Source organism: Stenotrophomonas sp. STEN014 (genome assembly GCF_056760315.1).
In genome coordinates, this window is sequence record NZ_JBRREN010000002.1 from 214,907 (window position 1) to 233,856 (window position 18,950).

Genomic DNA, 18,950 nt, shown 5'->3' on the forward strand with positions numbered 1-18,950 from the left:
CCATGAGCATACGCATACAACACCTGGGCAAGCGCTTTGGCAGCTTCACCGCGCTGGAGGATGTGAGCCTGGATATCCGCCAGGGCGAGTTGCTGGCATTGCTGGGTCCGTCGGGCTCGGGCAAGACCACACTGCTGCGGACCATCGCCGGGCTGGAACATGCCGACAGCGGCCGCATCCTGTTCGATGGCGAAGATGCCACCGCGCTGAGCGTGCAGGCCCGCCGTGCCGGTTTCGTGTTCCAGCACTACGCGTTGTTCAAACATCGGGATGTGCGCGGCAACATCGCCTTCGGCCTGGAGGTGCGGCGCGGCGCCGGGCGCTGGCCCAGGGCGCGCATCGATGCGCGGGTGCAGGAACTGCTGTCGCTGGTGCAGCTGGACGGGTTGGGCGGGCGCTATCCGGCACAGCTTTCCGGCGGCCAGCGCCAGCGCGTGGCGCTGGCACGCGCGCTGGCGATCGAGCCGCGGGTGCTGCTGCTGGACGAGCCGTTCGGCGCGCTGGATGCCCAGGTCCGCCGTGAGCTGCGGCGCTGGCTGCGTGAACTGCATGACCGCACCGGGCTGACCACGGTGTTCGTCACCCACGACCAGGAAGAGGCGCTGGAGCTGGCCGACCGTGTGGCGATCCTCAACCGCGGCCGCATCGAGCAGCTGGGCACTCCGGCCGAGGTCTACGACCAGCCGGTGTCGCCGTTCGTCTACGGTTTTGTCGGCGAGGCCAACCGGCTGCCAGCGCAGTTGCTGGACGGCCGGCTGGCGGTGGGTGGCGTCAGTCTGGCCGCGCCCTCGACCAGCACCGCGGGTGCGGTGGAAATCTATGTGCGACCGGAGGATCTGGCAGTGGGCGAGGGCGGCTGGCCGGCCACGGTGACCGCGCTGCAGCGCAGGGGGGGCAAGGTCCGGCTGCGCGCAAAACTCGATGCCGATGCCTCGGAACTGGAGCTGGAGTTGCCGGCGGCGGCGCCGGCCTACACGCCCGGCAGCACCGTGCATCTGCAGGTGCGACGCTATGGCGTGTTCCCGCGCACGGAGCGCTGAATACGGGGGCGGGGAGCACGAAGTTGTTGCATCGCAATAGGATGCGGTTAAAAATTCGTGAATCGTGGCCGCTACGGTTTCGATATCCCCCACTGCCTGGAGAATCCCTGATGCACAACAAGCGCCTTGCCGCTGCCGTTTGCGCCGCCCTGTTGTCCGTACCGTTTGCTATCAGCGCCCAGGACAGCGAGGAAGCCGCATCCCCGTTCAGCTTCAACGCGACGGTCACCACCGACTACGTGTTCCGTGGTGTGTCGCAGACCGACAACGGCCCGGCGTTCCAGGCCGAGGCCAGCTACAGCGCGCCGTTCGGCCTGTATGCCACCGTCTGGGGCTCCAACGTCGACTTCGGCGAGAAGGGCGGCCCGAACTTCGAGGTCGACTACGCCATCGGCTGGAGCAAGGACCTGTCCGACCGCTGGAATCTGGACCTGGGGGTGAACCGTTACACCTACACCAGCGCCTCCAGCGACTTCGGCGACATCGACTACAACGAATATCTGGCCAAGGTCACCTGGACCGGCCCGGTGACCGTCAGCGGCCTGCTGGGCTATGCCGACGACTACAGCAACAGCGGTGCCGAGCAGACCTACAGCGCGCTGGAAGCCAGCTACGACATCGGCGAGACCGGCTTCTCGATCGGCGCCTCGGCCGGCTACACCACGATCAAGGCCCAGGGCAACGACTGGCCGCGTCGCGAGGATTACTACGACGGCTCGATCTCGGTGTCCAAGGCGTTCGGCCCGGCCACCGCCACCGTGGGCTACTACGACACCTTCGGTGCAGACGCGCCGTCGCTGCGCCGCGAGTCGGACACCTACAAGCCGGGCGTGGTGTTCACCGTCTCGGTGGACGTGCCCTGATCGGTGTTTGATGTGGTGTGAAAAAGGCGCCGCAAGGCGCCTTTTTCCTGGCGGGTTCCGCCGTCGGGGAAAGCGCCGCGCCGCCGCGGCCCTGCCGCTGCCACCTGCCATCACCTGCTACAGGTCGCGCGATGCTGACCGGCCCGGCAACAGCTGCCTACCTGCCGTTCGCGCCGGGGGGACGGGCGATCAGAAGGGGCCGCCGCGTACGCGCGCTGCGACGATTTGCCGGAGTTGCGTCCGTTCGGTGTCTCCCGCAACGACCGAAGGCGCCTTGCGGCGCCTTCGGTGCGTCATCTGCTGGCCGTCAGTTCCAGCTCAGCACGACCTTGCCGGCCTTGCCTTCTTCCATCAGGTCAAAGCCCTTCTGGAAGTCGTCGATCGGCAACTGGTGGGTCATCACCTTGCCCAGCGGGAAGCCGGACAGCACCAGCTGGGTCATCTTGTACCAGGTCTCGTACATCTTGCGGCCGTAGATGCCCTGCACGGTCAGACCCTTGAAGATGATCTTGTCCCAGTCGCAGCCGGCGCCCTTGGGCATGATGCCGAGCATGGCGATCTTGCCGCCGTGGTACATGCAGTCGAGCATGTCGTTGAAGGCGCGCGGGTTGCCGCTCATTTCCAGGCCCACGTCGAAGCCCTCCATGTGCAGCTCGGCCATCACGTCCTTGAGCGAGGTGTTGGCGACGTTGACCACGCGCGTGGCGCCCATGTCGGCGGCCAGCTTCAGGCGGAAGTCGTTGACGTCGGTGACCACCACATTGCGCGCACCGATGTGCTTGCAGATGCCGGCGGCGATGATGCCGATCGGACCGGCGCCGGTGATCAGCACGTCCTCGCCGATCACATCGAACTCCAGCGCACAGTGCGCGGCGTTGCCGTAGGGGTCGAAGAACGCGGCCAGCTCCGACGGGATCTGGTCCGGGATCGGCCACAGGTTGGTGGCCGGCATCACCATGTATTCGGCGAACGCGCCGTTGACGTTGACGCCGATGCCCACCGTGTTCGGGCACAGGTGCTGGCGGCCGCCGCGGCAGTTGCGGCAGTGGCCGCAGACGATGTGGCCTTCGGCCGACACGCGCTGGCCGATCTCGTAGCCGGTCACGCCCGGGCCGATTTCGGCAATGCGGCCGACGAATTCATGGCCGATGGTCAGGCCCGGGGTGATGGTGCGCTGGCTCCACTCGTCCCACAGGTAGATGTGCAGGTCGGTGCCGCAGATGGCGGTCTTCTCCAGCTTGATCAGCACCTGGTTGGGGCCGGGCGTGGGGACCGGCACCTGTTCCATCCAGATGCCCTTGGTCGCTTCGCGCTTCACCAGCGCGCGCATCGTGTTGTGTGCCATTGCAGGGAAAACCGCCGTGTGAGTGAGGGCGCCGATTATATGCTTTCGTCTGTAACAACCCGGTACTGACCGATGGCAGGGGAGGGGCGGCGGTTGCAACCGCTACAATCGCCGCAACCTTAATTTGGGGAATGTTCCATGCGTTTGAATCTTCTCGCTTTTTCCATCGTGGCCGGTTTGGGCATGGCCCAGGCCGCGCAGGCCGCCGAAGGCATGTGGGTGCCGCAGCAGCTGCCGGAAATCGCCGGGCCGCTGAAGCAGGCCGGCCTGAAGCTGGACCCGCAGCAGCTGGCCAACCTGACCGGCGAGCCGATGGGCGCGGTCGTGGCCCTGGGCGGCTGCACTGCCAGCTTCGTCTCGCCGCAGGGCCTGGTGGTCACCAACCACCACTGCGCCTACGGTGCGATCCAGCTCAACTCCACCGCCGAGAAGAACCTGATCAAGGACGGCTTCAATGCGCCGACCACCCAGGACGAACTCAGCGCCGGCCCGAACGCGCGCATCTACGTGCTGGACGACATCACCGATGTGACCGCGCAGGCCAAGGCCGCCATCGCCGGCGCCGGTGCCGATCCGCTCAAGCGCACCCAGGCGCTGGAAGCGTTCGAGAAGAAGCTCATCGCCGAGTGTGAAACCGACGAGGCCTACGCCTGCACGCTGTACAGCTTCTCCGGCGGCAACACCTACCGTCTGTTCAAGAACATGGAAATCCGCGACGTGCGCCTGGCCTATGCGCCGCCGGGCAGCGTCGGCAAGTTCGGTGGCGACATCGACAACTGGATGTGGCCGCGCCACACCGGCGATTTCGCGTTCTACCGTGCCTACGTCGGCAAGGACGGCAAGCCGGCCGCCTTCGCCGCCGACAACGTGCCCTACCAGCCCAAGCACTGGCTGAAGCTGGCCAACCAGCCGCTGGGCGAGGGTGACTTTGTGATGGTGGCCGGTTACCCGGGCCGCACCGACCGCTATGCGCTGGTCAGCGAGTTCGAGAACACCGCTACCTGGACCTACCCGGCCATCGCCAAGGCCTACAAGGACCAGATCGCGCTGGTGGAAGCGGCCAGCAAGGACAACCCGGACATCGCGGTGAAGTACGCCGCAAACATGGCCAGCTGGAACAACACCAGCAAGAACTACGACGGCCAGCTGGACGGCTTCAAGCGCAACAACGTGCTGGCCCACAAGCAGAAGGAAGAAGCGGCGGTGCTGGAATGGCTGCGTGGCCAGAGCGCGGCCGGCAAGCCGGCGCTGGACGCCTATGCGCAGCTGCAGGTGCTGGGCCAGCAGGCCCGCGCCACCCAGGCCCGCGACATGGATCTGGGCATGCTCAACCGCACCGGTACGCTGGGCACCGCCGTGCGCCTGTACCGTCTGGCCATCGAGAGGACCAAGCCCGACGCCGAGCGCCAGGAGGGTTACCAGGAGCGTGACCTGCCGGCCATCGAGGGCGGCCTGAAGCAGATGGACCGCCGCTACGTGCCGGCCATGGACCGCCAGTTCCAGCAGTACTGGCTCAACGAGTACGTGCAGCTGCCGGCCGCACAGCGCCTGCCGGCGTTCGACACCTGGATCGGTGGCAGCGATGCCAAGGCCGTGGCGGCGACGGTGTCGCGTCTGGACGGTTCCAAGCTGGGCAACCTGGATGAACGCCTGAAGTGGCTCAAGGCCGACAAGGCCGCGTTTGAAGCCAGCACCGATCCGGCCATCCAGTACGCGGTGGCGGTGATGCCGGCGCTGCTGGAGCTGGAGCACCAGCGCAAGCTGCGCATCGGCGAGGAGCTGGTGGCGCGTCCGCTGTTCCTGCAGGCCATCGCCGACTACAAGAAGAGCCAGGGCGGCTTCGTCTATCCGGACGCCAACCTGTCGCTGCGCATCACCTTCGGCAACGTGAAGGGCTACACCGGTCTGGATGGCAAGGAACAGGCCGCGTTCACCGACCTGGAAGGCATCGTCGCCAAGGAAACCGGCGCCGATCCGTTCGATTCGCCCAAGGCGCTGCTGGAGGCGGTCAAGGCCAAGCGTTACGGTGGCTTCGAGGACAAGCGCATCGGCAGCGTGCCGGTGAACTTCCTGTCGGACCTGGACATCACCGGCGGCAACTCCGGCTCGCCGGTGCTGGACGCGCACGGTCGCCTGGTCGGCCTGGCGTTTGACGGCATCTGGGAATCGGTCGCCAGCAACTGGGTGTTCGACCCGGTGATGACCCGCATGATCTCGGTGGACGAGCGCTACATGCGCTGGATCATGCAGGAAGTGGCGCCGGCGCCGCAGCTGCTGAAGGAAATGGACGCCGCCTCCAAGTAAGCGGTCGCATCGTGTGAATGAAAAGCCCCGGGCGGGAAACGGCCCGGGGCTTTTTTGTGCCCGGGAGGGTCACGGCTTTTTTGACAGCGACCTCCGTTGCGAAGCCGAGGAAGTTGCCGTTGGCCGAAGCCGCTGCACTTGCGGACCTCGCTGCTGTGTTGTGGCGTCGATGGATTCGCGAGCGGCGTCGTTCCTGCCAAAGCTGCGGCTCGGGCCAGTCACGCGCCCCCGGGGAGGTTTGCGCGCCCCCGGCGACGATCGCCCGTCTTCCGGGTGCGCTGCGCTTGCCCGGGCTACGCTGCCTGATTCTGCACCGCGCTCAGCGGTAAGGGCCGGGCCCGCGCCACAGCAGCTCGCCGTAGCGGTAGACGAACATCACGATGACAAACTGGCGGGCATCGCCGATGGCCTGCAGTTCGGGCGCGTCCGCCGCCAGCATGCGGCACTTGCTGGAGCCGCGGCGCAGGGCCACTTCGGCCGGACAGACCATCAGCCAGGTGGTGCCCGGCAGCGGGATCGACAGTTCCTTCTGGCCATCGACCTCCTTGGCCCCGTCCATCCACGCGCGCAGCTTTTCCTCGCTGATCAGGTCATAGACGATCTGGTAGCCGCCCACTTCCATGGCCGGCGCGCCCGCGCTGCGGTCGATGCGGCGGCCGCTGTCATTGCCCGGGCCGGCCGAATGCCCGTGATCGTCCGCGGCGGTGGTCCTGTCCAGCGCGCCGGGCGGGCGTCCGGTCCAGGTCTGCCGGCGGCGCGGTACCGATTCGGAGGGGCTGGCTGCCGGCGGTGGCGCGGCCGGCGCCTGTGCCGGTTGCGGCGTCGGCTGTTCTTGCTGCTCCGGTTCGCTGGGGGGCTCGATGTAACGCGCTTCGGCCACCGGCTTGCGGTTGTCGCTGCGGCGGGGCGTTGCGGGCTTGGGTTGCGAGCGCGGAGTCTGGGTCGGCTTGTCCTGCGGCGGCACGTTGCTTGGCTGCGTTGACGGCGGTGCGTCGCCGACGAAATCGACCTTGACCCGGCCACCGCCAACCGCGCCTTGGGGCGTGGATACCAGCGGGGGATTGGAGTGGAGCAGGAGCAGCAGCATCAGCGCATGCAGCAGCGCGCTGACCAGCGCTGCGGCCCAGGGATCACGCTGTTCGCTCCAGGGGGCGGAGCGGGACGTCGGTGCGACAGGAACGTCGTTCATGCCGGCTGGGGGGCGTGGGAGGTGCGGACCCTCATGCGGACGTCATACCGGTTGGGCGATGGAAGCCGGGCATGGTAACGCCTGCCGTCGCCGGGTGAATGCGCGGCGGGCAACAAAAGGCGGCGCTGGCGCCCCGGTCTTGGCCGCCGGTCGGACAGGTCTGTGCGGCATGTACGGGATGGTCACGCCGGATCGCGACCATCTCCCGCCGTTGCCGGTCTGCCCGCATTCGCCGCCGGCTCCCCTGCGGTCGCCGTTCCGGCCAGACGGCGGATGCGCTGAACACGCCGAGTCCGTAACGCAGGCAACCGTTTCTGGCACCGCGGCGGGCTCAGGCTATGATGCCGGTCCCGCCGCATTCACCCGGCGGTTCTCCCCCTTTCAACGGAAATGCTGCATGCGCATCCTGCTTGCCCGTCACGGCGAAACGCCGTGGAACGCCGAAGGCCGCTACCAGGGCCAGATCGACATTCCCCTCTCGCCAGTGGGTGAGGCCCAGGCCAGGGCGCTGGGGGAGCGGCTGGCGGACGTGCAGATCGCCCGTGCGGTGGCCTCGCCACTGAGCCGCGCCCAGGCGACCGCCAGGGCCGCGCTGGGCACTGCCCGTGAAGCGATGCTGCTGACCGAGCCGGACCTGCAGGAAATCGCCCACGGCGAGTGGGAGGGTCTGCTTGCCAGCGAGATCAACGACAAGGACCCGGCGCGTCTGCGCGCGTGGCGCGAAGAGCCGGACACCGTGCTGATGCCCGGCGGCGAATCGCTGCGCCAGGTGCTGGATCGCAGCTGGCGCGGCCTGAGCGCCGCCGCCGACGGGCTGGGCGAGGACGACACGCTGCTGGTGGTGGCCCATGACGCGGTCAACCGGGTGATCCTGTGCAAGATCCTGGGCCTGCCGATTGCCAAACTGTGGAGCTTCCGCCAGGCGCCGACCACGTTGAACCTGCTCGAAGGCCCGGATGTGGAGCATCTGGAAGTGGTGCGCCTGAACGACTGCGCGCACCACACCCCGTTCTTCGGCGAAGCCAAGCACCGCGCGCTGTAATGCGGCGTGCGGTGACCGCCGTCGTCGGGCTGGTGGCCTTGCTGCTGGCGTTGCCGTCGGCAGCGGCGGCGCAGCCGGCGACCCAGGCCGATTGCCCGCCGTTCCCGGCGCACGCCAACCGCGCGCCGTCCTATCCGGTGGACGAGCTGTGGCGGCTGCTGGACTACACCGTCAACGTGATCATCGAGACCGACCGCTGTGGCCGGGTCGGCGCTGCGCGCCTGGAGCAGTCCTCGGGCGTGGCGGCGCTGGATGCGGTGGCGCTGGAGGCCGCGCGCGGCTGGGTTGTGGCGCCGGAGTACCGTGGCCAGCCCCGCTATCGTCTGCCGTTCGCGTTTGATCCGCTGCCCGAGGCGGTGCCGGCGCGCGCCGCCGCGCGGGCGCGCGATCCGTTTTTTGAAGAACGCCGTAGCGGCCAGGTGCGGCCGGGGCTGGGCAACAGCGCACAGGGGATGCCGGGCTTCGTGGCCGATCCGGTGCCGATCGGTTTCATGCAGATTCCCGAGGCGATCGCGGCCATCGGCCCGCTGGCGGTATTCCGCCGTTATGGCGACCAGGTCAATTTCTGGCTGCGCGATGAGGAGGGGCTGAGCCTGTTCCAGCTCAACGGCACGATGCTGGTGCGCAACCGGCTGGTCAACGACGGACAGCGCCGGTTCGTGGTCAGCAGCGTGCTGTGCGGGCGTGATCTGGAGGCGTGCCGGCAATCGCTGGCGCAGCTGCGCGCCGCCCGCACGCGGCAGCAGCCGTTGCCGCTGGAAGCCCCGGCGCCGTAGCCACCCGCCGCATCGGCTGCACAGGTCGCATGCCGGCCTTCCTGCGGGGCCGGATCACACGCAGGGCGTCGACGGCGGGCTGTATCATGGGCGCCTGTCCCGCGCGCAACGCGCAGCCGGCCTGCAGCCCGGCCATGATCCTGAGAAACGTCAGCATGTCTTCCGTCCGTCCCGCCACGCTCGAGCAGTGGCTCGCCCATATCGAACAGCAGCATCCGCAGAACATCGCGATGGGCCTGGAGCGCGTGCGCGAGGTCGCCCAGCGTATGCCGCCCGGTCAACCGGCCGAACGCAGCATCGTGGTCGGCGGTACCAACGGCAAAGGCTCGACGGTGGCGTTCATCGAGTCCATCGCCCGTGCCGCCGGCTGGCGGGTGGGCGCCTACACCTCGCCACACCTGCTGCACTACAACGAGCGGGTACGCATCGACGGCCAGGACGTGGACGACGCCACGCTGGTGGCCGGCTTCAACGCCGTGGAAGACGCGCGCGGCGATACCCCGCTGACCTATTTCGAGTACGGCACGCTGTGCGCGCTGTGGGTGTTCGCGCAGGCGGGGCTGGATCTGGCGGTGCTCGAGGTCGGACTCGGTGGCCGGCTGGATGCGGTCAACCTGATCGACGCCGACGTGGCGGTGATCACCACGGTGGACATCGACCACTCCGATTGGCTGGGCAACGACCGCGAAACCATCGGTGTGGAGAAGGCCGGCATCATCCGCGGCTGGAAGCCGGTGATCCTGGGCGAGATCGACCCGCCCTCCAGCGTGCTGCGCCGCGCCTATGTGCTGGGCGCCAACGCGATCCGTTTCGGCAGTGATTTCTTCGCCGAGGCGGTGGATGCGCAATGCTGGCGCTGGCGCGATGTGTCTTTCCAGGTCGAGCTGCCGCAGCCGGCGTTGTGGGCGCCGATCCAGCGCAACAACGCCGCCACCGCCATCGCCGCGCTGCGCGCGCTGGACCGGGAGGTGCCGCTGGCTGCATGGGCGCAGGGCGTGGCCGCCGCGCAGGTGCCCGGGCGCCTGCAGCGTTTCATGCGCGAGGGGGTCGAAGTGCTGGTCGATGTTGGCCACAACCCGCAGGCCGCCACGGCGCTGGCGGCCGCGCTCAAGGCCGAGCCCGCTGCCGGTCGCACGCTGGCGGTGTATGCAGCGCTGGCCGACAAGGATGCGCCGGCCGTGGTCGCCGCGCTGCAGGGTCAGGTGGCCGGCTGGTTCCTGGCCGGGCTCGACGCTGCGCGTGGCCAGAGCGCGCTGCAATTGCGGGACCGGCTGCTCCAGACCGAGGCCGCCACCGCGGTGCTGGCCGATGACGTCGGCCGGGCGCTGGAAGCCGCGCTGGCGCAGGCGCAGGCGGGAGACCGGGTACTGGTGTTTGGCTCGTTCCATACCGTGGCCGAGGTCCTGCCGCTGCTCCGTTCAGCCGGTTGAAGCGGTGAGCCGGGCGTCCCGCCTATAATCGCCACGGCATTCCGCCGCGCCGCTTGTACGCCATCTGTGGAAACTCCTCTGAAACAGCGACTGATTGGTGCCATCGTTCTGGTGGCGTTGGCCGTGATTTTCCTGCCGATGCTGGTCAAAGGGCCGGCGCCGGACAGTGGTGTGCAGGACGTGCCGCTGAAGGCGCCGATCGCGCCGTCCGAGGGCCAGTTCGAAACCCGTGAGCTGCCGCTGGTGACGCCGAGTGCGCCGCCCGGTGGCGCACTGGGTATGCCCGCCGCGCAGCCGGAAACGGCCGCCGCCGCGCCGTCCACCGGGCAGCCGGGTGCCGAGCTGCCGCCGGCAACGGCGGCGGGCAACTACGCGGTGAACTTTGGCGCCTACGCCACCGAGGCCGATGCCGATGCGGTCATCGCCCACCTGAAGAAATCCAATCTGCCGGGCTTCCGCCAGGCCGACACCATCAACGGCCGCCAGGCCTGGCGCGTGCGCATCGGTCCGTATGCCGATCGCGCGCAGGCCGAGCTGGTGCGTCTGGAAGCGGGCAAGGTGCGCAACGACGTGAACGCGCAGGTGGTCGTGCTCAATGCCGATGCCGCCACGCCGGCCGCGGCGCCCGAGGCGGTGGCCAGTACCCCGGCCGCCGCCCCGCCGCCGGCACCGGTGCGGACCGAGACCTTGCCGCCCGAACCGGCCAAGCCGGTTGCCGCCGCGCCCAAACCCGAATCCAAACCGGCGCCGAAGCCGGAAGCGCCCAAACCCGCACCGGCCAAACCGGTTGCCGTCACGCCTGCTCCGGCAGCAGCGCCCAAGCCGACGGTTCCGGCGGCCAGTTCGGTCGGGTTCGCCGTGCAGCTGGGCGCGTTCGGCCAGGCTGCCGATGCCAATGCGCTGCGCGACAAGGTGCGGGCGGCCGGTTTCAGCGCCTTCGTCGAGCAGGTGCGCACCGACAACGGCGTGTTGAACCGCGTGCGGGTCGGCCCGGTGGCCAGCCGCGCCGATGCCGAGCAGCTCAAGGCACAGGTCGCCGCCAAAGTGGGTATCGCCGGCATGGTCCGACCGCATCCCTGATGCGCGTTGACCTGAGCGCTCCCGTCGCCCGCTTGCCGGCCCGGCCACGCGCCGCAGGTGGCGCATGATCGACCTGCTGCTGCTGGCGGTGATCGGGGTGTCGGCCCTGCTGGGCCTGATGAAAGGTTTCGTCGGCATCGTGGTCGGCACCGTTTCGTGGCTGCTGGCCGGCTGGGCGGCCTTCCAGTTCGGCGATCGCGCCGCGCACTGGCTGGCCGAAGGCGCGCAGCCCTCGATGACCAATTACCTCGGCGGCTATGTGCTGGTGTTCATCGGCGCGATGGTGCTGGTGGCGCTGCTGGGCATGGCGGTGCGCAGCCTCGTCCAGGCGACCCGGCTGACCGGTACCGACCGTGCGCTGGGATTTGCGCTGGGCGCGCTGCGCGGCGCCTTTTTCAGCTGCCTCCTGATCCTGCTGATGGGCTTCACGCCGATGCCGCGCGAAGCCGCGTGGCAGCAATCCCTGGTGTTGCCGTTGCTGCTCCCGGCTACCGGCTGGATGCGTGCGCAATTGCCGGACTTCCAGATGCCGGAGGTGGACGTGGGCGGACTGTCTGCGCCGGAGCCGGGCAAGGATGCGCGATTGGACGTGGGCAAGTTGCCCATCGCAGGCGATAATGCGGCCCTGAACGAGATGATGAAGGGCGGCGTGCTGTCGCAGGTTGTGTCCAGGGCGCTGACAGGTGCCACTGGCCAGGCCGCGGATGCAGACGACCAGGACCCGGCGAAGGCGTTGCCTTCCAATATCGATCCGGCGCAGGTGCGCCCGGGTCACCCCGATCCGGCACGGGTCGAGTCCCCCGGCCAGGTACGGCCACCTTCACGTTAACGGGCATCGCCCAGCGGAGATCGCGCAACATGTGTGGCATCGTCGGAATCGTCGGCAACCAGAACGTCGCCGGGCAGCTCTATGACGGTCTGACCGTCCTCCAGCATCGTGGCCAGGATGCGGCCGGTATCGCCACGGTCGATGGCACCCGTCTGCGCGTGGAGAAGGCCAATGGCCTGGTGCGCGACGTGTTCGACGAGCGCCGCATGCAGGTGCTGAAGGGGCGCATCGGCATCGCCCACGTGCGCTATCCCACCGCCGGTTCGGAGGGCACCGACGAGGCGCAGCCGTTCTACGTCAATTCGCCCTACGGCATCGCGCTGGCGCACAACGGCAACCTGATCAACACCGAAGCGCTGCGCAAGCAGGTGTTCGAGGCTGATCGCCGCAACATCAACACCGATTCGGACAGCGAAGTGCTGCTGAACGTGTTCGCCTATGAGCTGGACGCGCAGCGCATGCTGACCCCGGAAGCGGCGATCCGCGCGGTGGCCGGTGTGCACCGTCGCTGCAAGGGCGGCTATGCCGTGGTCAGTGTGGTGCTGGGCCTGGGGCTGGTGGCGTTCCGAGATCCGCACGGGATCCGTCCGCTGGTGCTGGGCAAGCGCAGCCATGCCGAAGGTGACGAGTACATCGTCGCTTCCGAGTCGGTGGCGCTGGATGTGCTGGGCTTCGAGCGCGTGCGCGATGTCGCGCCGGGCGAAGCGGTGGTGATCACCGAGCGCGGCGAGCTGTTTTCCGAGGTCTGCGCCACCACCACGCAGCAGACGCCGTGCATTTTCGAGTACGTGTACTTCGCGCGCCCGGATTCGATGATCGACAACGTCTCCGTGCACAAGGCGCGCATGCGCATGGGCCAGAAGCTGGGCGAGAAGATCCTGCGCCTGCGTCCGGACCATGACATCGACACCATCATCCCGATTCCCGACACCTCGCGTGACGCCGCCCTGGAAATGTCCAACGTGCTGGGCGTGAAGTACCGCGAAGGCTTCGTCAAGAACCGGTATGTCGGCCGCACCTTCATCATGCCGGGGCAGGGCGAGCGGGTGAAATCCGTGCGCCGCAAGCTCAATCCGATCCATCTGGAGTTCCGCAACCGGGTGGTGCTGCTGGTGGACGACTCGATCGTGCGTGGCACCACCAGCCAGCAGATCGTGCAGATGGCGCGTGACGCCGGCGCGCGCAAGGTCTACCTGGCCAGCGCCGCACCGCCGGTGCGTTACCCGAACATCTACGGCATCGACATGCCGGCCGCCGAAGAGCTGATCGCCCACGAGCGCAGCATCGAGGACATCGAAAAGCACTTGGGCTGCGACTGGCTGATCTACCAGGATCTGGAAGACCTGGAAGCGGCCGTGCGCGAGGGCAACCCGGAGCTGAAGGCCTTCGATTCGTCCTGCTTCAATGGCGAGTACGTCACCGGCATCGAGTCGGGCTACTTCGAACGCATCCAGCAGTTGCGTTCGGACGAAGCCAAGAACCAGCGCCGCGCCTGATCCATGCACACCGGTTGTGCCGCCGCCGACGGCATGCCTGCGGTCGATGATCTGCTGCAGGCCGCGCAACTGTGCCTGGTCGAGGCCGACCCGCTGCGCAAGGTGGCGCTGACCCAGCATTTCGCCGCGCGGTTCCGTACCGGGGGACTGAAGCTGCCGGCACAGGCGTCCGATCCGCAGCCGATCCGCATGCCGGGGCGGCCACCGCAGCTGGTGCTGGTGCATCCGCGCGACGTGCCGCGACGCGGGCTGGGTTCGCCGGAGGGACGCGCGGCCTTCATCCACGCCATCGCCCATATCGAACTCAACGCGATCGATCTGGCCTGGGACGCGGTGTACCGCTTCCGTGGCCTGCCGGGCAGTTTCTATGCGGACTGGGTCAGTTGCGCGGACGATGAATCGCGCCACTTTGTGCTGTTGCGCGAGCGGCTGCGGGCGCACGGCCACGACTACGCCGATTTCCCCGCGCACAACGGCCTGTGGGAGATGTGCGAGAAGACCGCGCATGACGGGCTGGCGCGCATGGCGCTGGTGCCGCGGGTACTGGAAGCGCGCGGGCTGGATGTCACCCCTGCGATGATCGGCAAACTACGCTCGCTGGGCGATGACGCCACCGCCGATGTGCTGGGGGTGATCCTGCGCGAGGAAGTGGCGCACGTCGCCGCCGGTTCGCGCTGGTACCGCTGGTACTGCGAACGCGAAGGCGTCGAGCCGCGCGAACGCTTCAAGCAGCTGCTGGGCGAATACGCCCACGGCTATCTGCGCGGGCCGTTCAATCTGGAGGCGCGGCTGCTGGCCGGCTTCGATGACGAGGAACTGGCCGATCTGGTGGAGCAGGCGGGCTGAGCCAGCCGCAGCGCCGGCTTTCAATGTCCGGTGCTGTCCGTCGCGGGTACCGCAACAGGTGGCGGGACTGTAGGGTTGAGGCTTGTCATTGCCCCGAAAGGATCTGAAATGAAGCATTCGCCTCTCTGGCTGGTCGTGCCGATGCTGGCTCTGCTGGGCTGTGCCCGGCAGGCGCCCGAACCGGTCGCCGCTGCGCCCTCCGCGTCGTCTTCCGCGATCACCGCGGCGGCTGCTGCCGATGACTATCCGGCCGTTCTGCAGGCCTCCGGTACCGAGCCGTTCTGGGGCGTACGCGTGGAGGGTGCGGCGCTGGACTACACCACCCCGGACACCCAGCAGAGCCCCCGTCATTTCGAGGGGACGCGTGAGGTGCGCGACGGCCGCCTGCGGGTGCAGGGCGGTGAAGGGCAGGACGCATTCCGCCTGACCATCGAACGTGCGACCTGTTCGGATGGCATGTCCGATCTGCCCCATCCCTACACGGCGGAGTTTGTGCTGGGTGCGGAAACCCTCAAAGGCTGCGCCCGAGATCCGGCGGTGCCGGTGCCCGCACCCTGAAACAGCAACGGCAGCCGCGAGGCTGCCGTTCCGTTGTTGGGCCAGGTGGCGCTTAGGTCTAGCCCAGCGCATCCAGCGTGAAGCCATCGGCCTCCACGCGCAGTACCGAGCCCTGTTCGTACCAGTCGCCCAGCACGATGCGGGTGCAATCGCGTCCGCCCACCTTCAGCGCATGGATCGCCGGGCGGTGGGTGTGGCCGTGGATCATGGTGTCCACCCCGTAGCGCTGGAACGTCGCAACGACTTCGGCCGGGGCCACGTCGGTGACGGTTTCGAACTGGGCGCGGTCGCCTTCCTTCATTTCCGACTGGTGGGCCTGGCTGGCCGCCCGCGCCTGCTGGGCGAAGGCGATGCGGGCTTGCAATGGCTGCGACAGGAACTGGGCCTGGAAGGCCGGGTCGCGGGTCTGTGTGCGGAAGGCCTGGTAGGCGGTGTCATCGGTACATAGCAGGTCGCCGTGCTGCAGCAGCACCGGTTTGCCGTACAGCTCGATCACCGCCGGGTCGGGCAGGATGCGCATGCCGGCACGGGCGGCATAGTCGTTGCCGAGCAGGAAATCGCGGTTGCCGCGGATGAAGTACACCGGGATACCGGCGTCGTGGAGTGCGCGCAGGGCGGTAGCCACCGCATCGGCCGCGCTGGAGGGCGTGTCATCGCCGATCCAGGCTTCGAACAGGTCGCCGAGGATGTACAGCGCCTCGGCATGGCGCGCCTGGTCACGCAGGAAATCAAGGAACAGCTCGGTGATGGCCGGACGGCTCGGGTCCAGGTGCAGGTCGGAGATGAACAGTGTCGTCATGCTCCGCATTGTAGGGGCTGTTCACCCGGCGGACATGGGGGCGAGGTGCACGGAGAGGCCGCCGAGCCCCAGGCCGATGCCGGTGGCGGCCAGTACGTCGCTGGGATAATGCAGCCCCAGCACCACGCGCGAGAGCGCCACGCCGGCGCAGAACGGCAGCAGCAGCGGCGCCAGCTGCGGGTAGTAGGTCAGCGCCACCCAAGTGAATGCCACGGCATGCAGTGTGTGTCCGGACGGAAAGCTGTATTCGTCCAGGGGCGCTATCCAGGCGCGGATGCGCAGGTCGGCGGCGAACGGACGCGGGCGCCGGGTCCAGCGCTTGAGCCCTTTGTACAGCGCCAGCGCTGCTGCACCGGTGAGCGCCATATGGAGGGCGGCGCGCAGCCCGTCCAGTCCGTCGGCCAGCACCAGCGCGACCATCAGCACATACCAGAACACCCCGTCACCGAGCCGGCTCAGCACCGAGAACAGCGTGCGGATACCGCGTCGGCGGCCGTAGCGGTTCGCCCGCCGGCACCAGCGGGCCTCGCGGGCGAGGATGCCCTCAGGCGGCTGCATCGGTGTGCCTTTGCGCGGCCAGCTCCTGCAGCAGCGCCTCGAACTGGGCCACGACCTGTTCCGGATGCAGCCGCTGCATCGCGCGGCGGGCGTTGGCGCCGAGCGTGGCACGCATCTCGTCATCGCCGGCCAGCTGCACGGCGGCGGCGATGAAGGTCTGCTCGTTGTCCACCGCCACCCCGCTGTGACCGTTTTGCAGATGCTCGCCTGCGGCGCCGTAGTTGAAAGCCACCGTCGCCACGCCGCTGGCCATGGCCTCCAGGGTCACATTGCCGAAGGTTTCGCTGCGGCTGGGGAACAGGAACAGGTCACCGCTGGCAAAGTGCCGGGCCAGCGCCTGGCCGCGCTGGATGCCACAGAAGATGAAGTCCGGGTTTTCATACGCCAGCCGCTCGCGCAGCGGGCCATCGCCCACCCAGACGAACCGCGCCCGCGGCCGGACCTGCTGGATCCGGCGGAACGCCTTGACCGCCAGCCCGATGTTCTTTTCGGCGGCGATCCGGCCGACGTGGATCGCCACGAACCCCTCGCCTTCGATGCCCCAGTCGGCGCGCAGCGCGGGATCGCGTTGGCACGGATCGAACTGGCGGCCATCCACCGCGCGGGCCAGCAGGCGGGCGCGGACGAAGCCCTTGTGCTGCAGGAACTGCTGCAGTTCGCGGGTGGGGACCAGGGTGGCCTGGCACTGGTTGTGGAAGCGCCGCATCCATGCCAGTGCGGTGCCCCGCAGCCAGGGGGCGCCGTAGTCGGCCAGGTATTCATCGAAGCGGGTGTGCAGCCCGGAGGCCACCGGAATGCCGAGCCGCCGCGCGGTGCGCAGCGCCGACCAGCCCAGCGGGCCTTCGGTGGCGATGTAGACCGCATCGGGGCGGTGGCACTGCCACTGCCGGGCCAGCCGCCGCGGCGCGGGCAGGCCAAGGCGCAGGCCGGGATAGCGGGGCAGCGGCGCACTATGCACCAGAAGTTCATGCGTGGCGGCCGGATGCACACCCTGGCGCGGGCGGATCACCTCCACCGCATGGCCCCGTGCGCGCAGGCCCTGTTCCAGCCCCTGTACCGTCAGGGCGACGCCGTTGACCTCCGGCGGATAGGTCTCGGTGACGATGGCAAAGCGCATGGCGGCCTCCGGCGTTTGAGCGGAGGATGCCGGGCGGGTGTGGCGGCAGGATGTCGCGCAGATGCCGGCGTTGTGACAGCCGGCCCGTGCTCAGGCGATGAATGGCTTGAAGCTGATACCCAGGCCGGTCATGCCGTCGACCTCGCCGATCAGGTCCGCACGCAGCAACGGACGGGCATCGATATAGGCCTGGGCCAGTACCAGCGACAGGTTGTCACCGTCTGCCGACAGTTCCAGGGTCGGAATCGGATCGGCTTCGTGGGCACGGTGCAGCAGCACGGCCAGGCGCAGCAACGCGGCCAGGCGCCGGGCCGGCATCAGCAGGCGGTCGGGCAGGGCCTCGAAGGCGGATTTGGGCACGTTGCGGCGGTGGGTGCGTACCAGGGCCGCCAGCAGCTGCTGTTCCTGTCGTGAGAAACCGGCGATATCCGAGTTCTCCAGGATGTAGCTGCCATGGGTGTGATAACCGCTGTGGGCAATGGCCAGGCCGATCTCGTGCAGGCGCGCGGCCCAGCCCAGCATCAGCGCATCATCGGTTTCCAGATTCCACAGGGGGGCGACCTGTTCGAACAGACGCTGCGCGGTAGCCTCCACGCGCTGCGCCTGCGTGCTGTCGATGCCGTAGCGGTGCATCAGCGCGGCGACGGATTCATCGCGCAGGTCGTTCTCGCTGGCACGGCCGACAATGTCGTAGAGGATGCCTTCGCGCATCGCGGCCTTGCTGACCTGCAGTTTCTGCAGTTCCAGCGCCTGGAACGCCGCCTCCAGCACGAGGATGCCACCGGCGATGATCGGCCTGCGCTCGTTGGACAGCGTGGGCAGGTCGATCTCGTCGATGTGCTTGGCGCGCAGCAGTTCCTCGCGCAGCAGCGGCAGCGCCTCGGCGGTGATCGCCCCTTTGCTCAGCTTCATCGCCGCGCACATGTCGCTGATCGCCTTGTGCGTGCCGGACGAACCCAGCGCCTCGTTCCAGCCCTGCACCTTGTACTTGGCGGCAAACGGCTGGAACTCGGCGCCGATCTCGGTCAGCGCGTCCTTCCAGCGCTTCTTGCTCAGCTTGCCGCCGGGAAAGAAACGGCGGGTGCTGGCGATGCAGCCGGCCTGCAGGCTTTCACGTTCGATCGTCTCGAAGCCGCGGCCGATGATGAATTCGGTGGAGCCGCCGCCGATGTCGATCACCAGCCGCTGCTGGCCCGGGTGCGGTGGCTGCGCGTGGGCCACGCCCAGGTAGATCAGGCGTGCTTCCTCGCGGCCGCTGACCACTTCGATCGGGTGGCCCAGCGCGGTTTCAGCCGGCATCAGGAACGCCAGCGGCGAGCGCAGCTTGCGCACGGTGTTGGTGGCCAGCGCGCGCACCCGCAACGGCGGGATGTCGCGGATACGCTGGCCGAAGCGGGCCAGGCATTCCAGCGCGCGCTGCCGGGCCTCCGGTGACAGCCCGCCTTTGCCGTCCAGGCCATCGGCCATGCGCACGGTTTCGCGCAGGCGGTCGACCACGCGCAGCTGCCCCAGCAGGTAGCGGGCAATGACCATGTGGAAGCTGTTGGAGCCCAGGTCGATGGCGGCCAGCAGGTCGCCTTCCTGCAGGGGCGGGGGAGTCGTGGAGGACAGTGGCATGGCGGAATGGTAGCCGATGGCCGGGCGCGGCCGTCACCTGTTGATGACAGCCGTTGCGGGC

The 18,950-nt window shown here is 68.4% G+C and carries 17 protein-coding genes; 11 read left to right on the plus strand and 6 right to left on the minus strand.

All coding sequences use genetic code 11. From position 1 onward, the window contains the following. The first annotated feature begins 2 nt into the window (after positions 1-2). Positions 3-1,040, plus strand: a complete 1,038-nt coding sequence (locus ACVOMC_RS03615) for a sulfate/molybdate ABC transporter ATP-binding protein (protein ID WP_481522849.1) — start codon at positions 3-5, stop codon at positions 1,038-1,040. Between the two features lie 110 nt (positions 1,041-1,150). Then, on the plus strand, positions 1,151-1,903 hold the full coding sequence (locus ACVOMC_RS03620) for a TorF family putative porin (RefSeq protein WP_481522850.1): 753 nt from the start codon (positions 1,151-1,153) through the stop codon (positions 1,901-1,903). A 307-nt stretch (positions 1,904-2,210) separates the two neighbouring features. Here ACVOMC_RS03620 and tdh read toward each other — a convergent pair whose 3' ends face one another. Then, entirely contained in the window at positions 2,211-3,233 is a 1,023-nt protein-coding gene (gene tdh, locus ACVOMC_RS03625) for an L-threonine 3-dehydrogenase (RefSeq protein ID WP_096144905.1), read from the minus strand. A 153-nt stretch (positions 3,234-3,386) separates the two neighbouring features. Here tdh and ACVOMC_RS03630 point away from each other — a divergent pair, with 153 nt between their 5' ends. After that, positions 3,387-5,552: a S46 family peptidase gene (locus ACVOMC_RS03630; RefSeq protein ID WP_481522851.1), complete on the plus strand. Its 2,166-nt coding sequence runs from the start codon at positions 3,387-3,389 to the stop codon at positions 5,550-5,552. Between the two features lie 319 nt (positions 5,553-5,871). Here the strand turns inward: ACVOMC_RS03630 and ACVOMC_RS03635 are convergent, their stop codons facing one another. After that, the gene (locus tag ACVOMC_RS03635; RefSeq protein WP_481522852.1) at positions 5,872-6,741 is read right to left on the minus strand and encodes a type II toxin-antitoxin system RelE/ParE family toxin; all 870 of its coding nucleotides are present in this window, start codon (positions 6,739-6,741) and stop codon (positions 5,872-5,874) included. A 397-nt stretch (positions 6,742-7,138) separates the two neighbouring features. Between ACVOMC_RS03635 and ACVOMC_RS03640 the strand changes: the two genes are divergently transcribed. From ACVOMC_RS03640 to ACVOMC_RS03675, 8 genes are all read left to right on the plus strand, one after another. Next, a complete protein-coding gene (locus ACVOMC_RS03640) occupies positions 7,139-7,783 on the plus strand; it encodes a histidine phosphatase family protein (protein WP_481522853.1) in 645 nt (214 codons plus the stop codon). An 11-nt stretch (positions 7,784-7,794) separates the two neighbouring features. Then, positions 7,795-8,559, plus strand: coding sequence for an energy transducer TonB family protein (locus ACVOMC_RS03645; protein ID WP_481522854.1), 765 nt, complete (start codon positions 7,795-7,797; stop codon positions 8,557-8,559). A gap of 155 nt (positions 8,560-8,714) precedes the next feature. Further along, positions 8,715-9,989, plus strand: coding sequence for a bifunctional tetrahydrofolate synthase/dihydrofolate synthase (gene folC, locus ACVOMC_RS03650; protein ID WP_481522855.1), 1,275 nt, complete (start codon positions 8,715-8,717; stop codon positions 9,987-9,989). A 66-nt stretch (positions 9,990-10,055) separates the two neighbouring features. Then, positions 10,056-11,069, plus strand: a complete 1,014-nt coding sequence (locus ACVOMC_RS03655) for an SPOR domain-containing protein (RefSeq protein ID WP_481522856.1) — start codon at positions 10,056-10,058, stop codon at positions 11,067-11,069. Positions 11,070-11,133: 64 nt separating this feature from the next. Then, a complete protein-coding gene (locus ACVOMC_RS03660) occupies positions 11,134-11,898 on the plus strand; it encodes a CvpA family protein (RefSeq protein WP_481522857.1) in 765 nt (254 codons plus the stop codon). A 29-nt stretch (positions 11,899-11,927) separates the two neighbouring features. Next, the gene (gene purF, locus ACVOMC_RS03665) at positions 11,928-13,394 is read left to right on the plus strand and encodes an amidophosphoribosyltransferase (RefSeq protein ID WP_054659395.1); all 1,467 of its coding nucleotides are present in this window, start codon (positions 11,928-11,930) and stop codon (positions 13,392-13,394) included. Positions 13,395-13,397: 3 nt separating this feature from the next. Further along, complete coding sequence (locus ACVOMC_RS03670; protein WP_481522858.1) at positions 13,398-14,240, plus strand: ferritin-like domain-containing protein; 843 nt, start codon at positions 13,398-13,400, stop codon at positions 14,238-14,240. 108 nt (positions 14,241-14,348) lie between these two features. After that, on the plus strand, positions 14,349-14,798 hold the full coding sequence (locus ACVOMC_RS03675; RefSeq protein WP_481522859.1) for a COG3650 family protein: 450 nt from the start codon (positions 14,349-14,351) through the stop codon (positions 14,796-14,798). A 58-nt stretch (positions 14,799-14,856) separates the two neighbouring features. On the opposite strand, the gene lpxH is transcribed toward ACVOMC_RS03675, so the two are convergent. The 4 genes from lpxH to ppx all read right to left on the minus strand — a co-directional run bounded on the left by lpxH (position 14,857) and on the right by ppx (position 18,883). Further along, a complete protein-coding gene (gene lpxH, locus ACVOMC_RS03680) occupies positions 14,857-15,597 on the minus strand; it encodes a UDP-2,3-diacylglucosamine diphosphatase (protein WP_481522860.1) in 741 nt (246 codons plus the stop codon). A 21-nt stretch (positions 15,598-15,618) separates the two neighbouring features. After that, complete coding sequence (locus tag ACVOMC_RS03685) at positions 15,619-16,155, minus strand: phosphatase PAP2 family protein (RefSeq protein WP_481522861.1); 537 nt, start codon at positions 16,153-16,155, stop codon at positions 15,619-15,621. Then, positions 16,142-17,272, minus strand: coding sequence for a glycosyltransferase family 4 protein (locus ACVOMC_RS03690; RefSeq protein ID WP_481522862.1), 1,131 nt, complete (start codon positions 17,270-17,272; stop codon positions 16,142-16,144). Before ACVOMC_RS03690 ends, ACVOMC_RS03685 begins: the two co-directional genes overlap by 14 nt. Before the next feature lie 90 nt (positions 17,273-17,362). Then, positions 17,363-18,883, minus strand: coding sequence for an exopolyphosphatase (gene ppx / locus ACVOMC_RS03695; protein WP_481523061.1), 1,521 nt, complete (start codon positions 18,881-18,883; stop codon positions 17,363-17,365). Between the last annotated feature and the right edge of the window lie 67 nt (positions 18,884-18,950).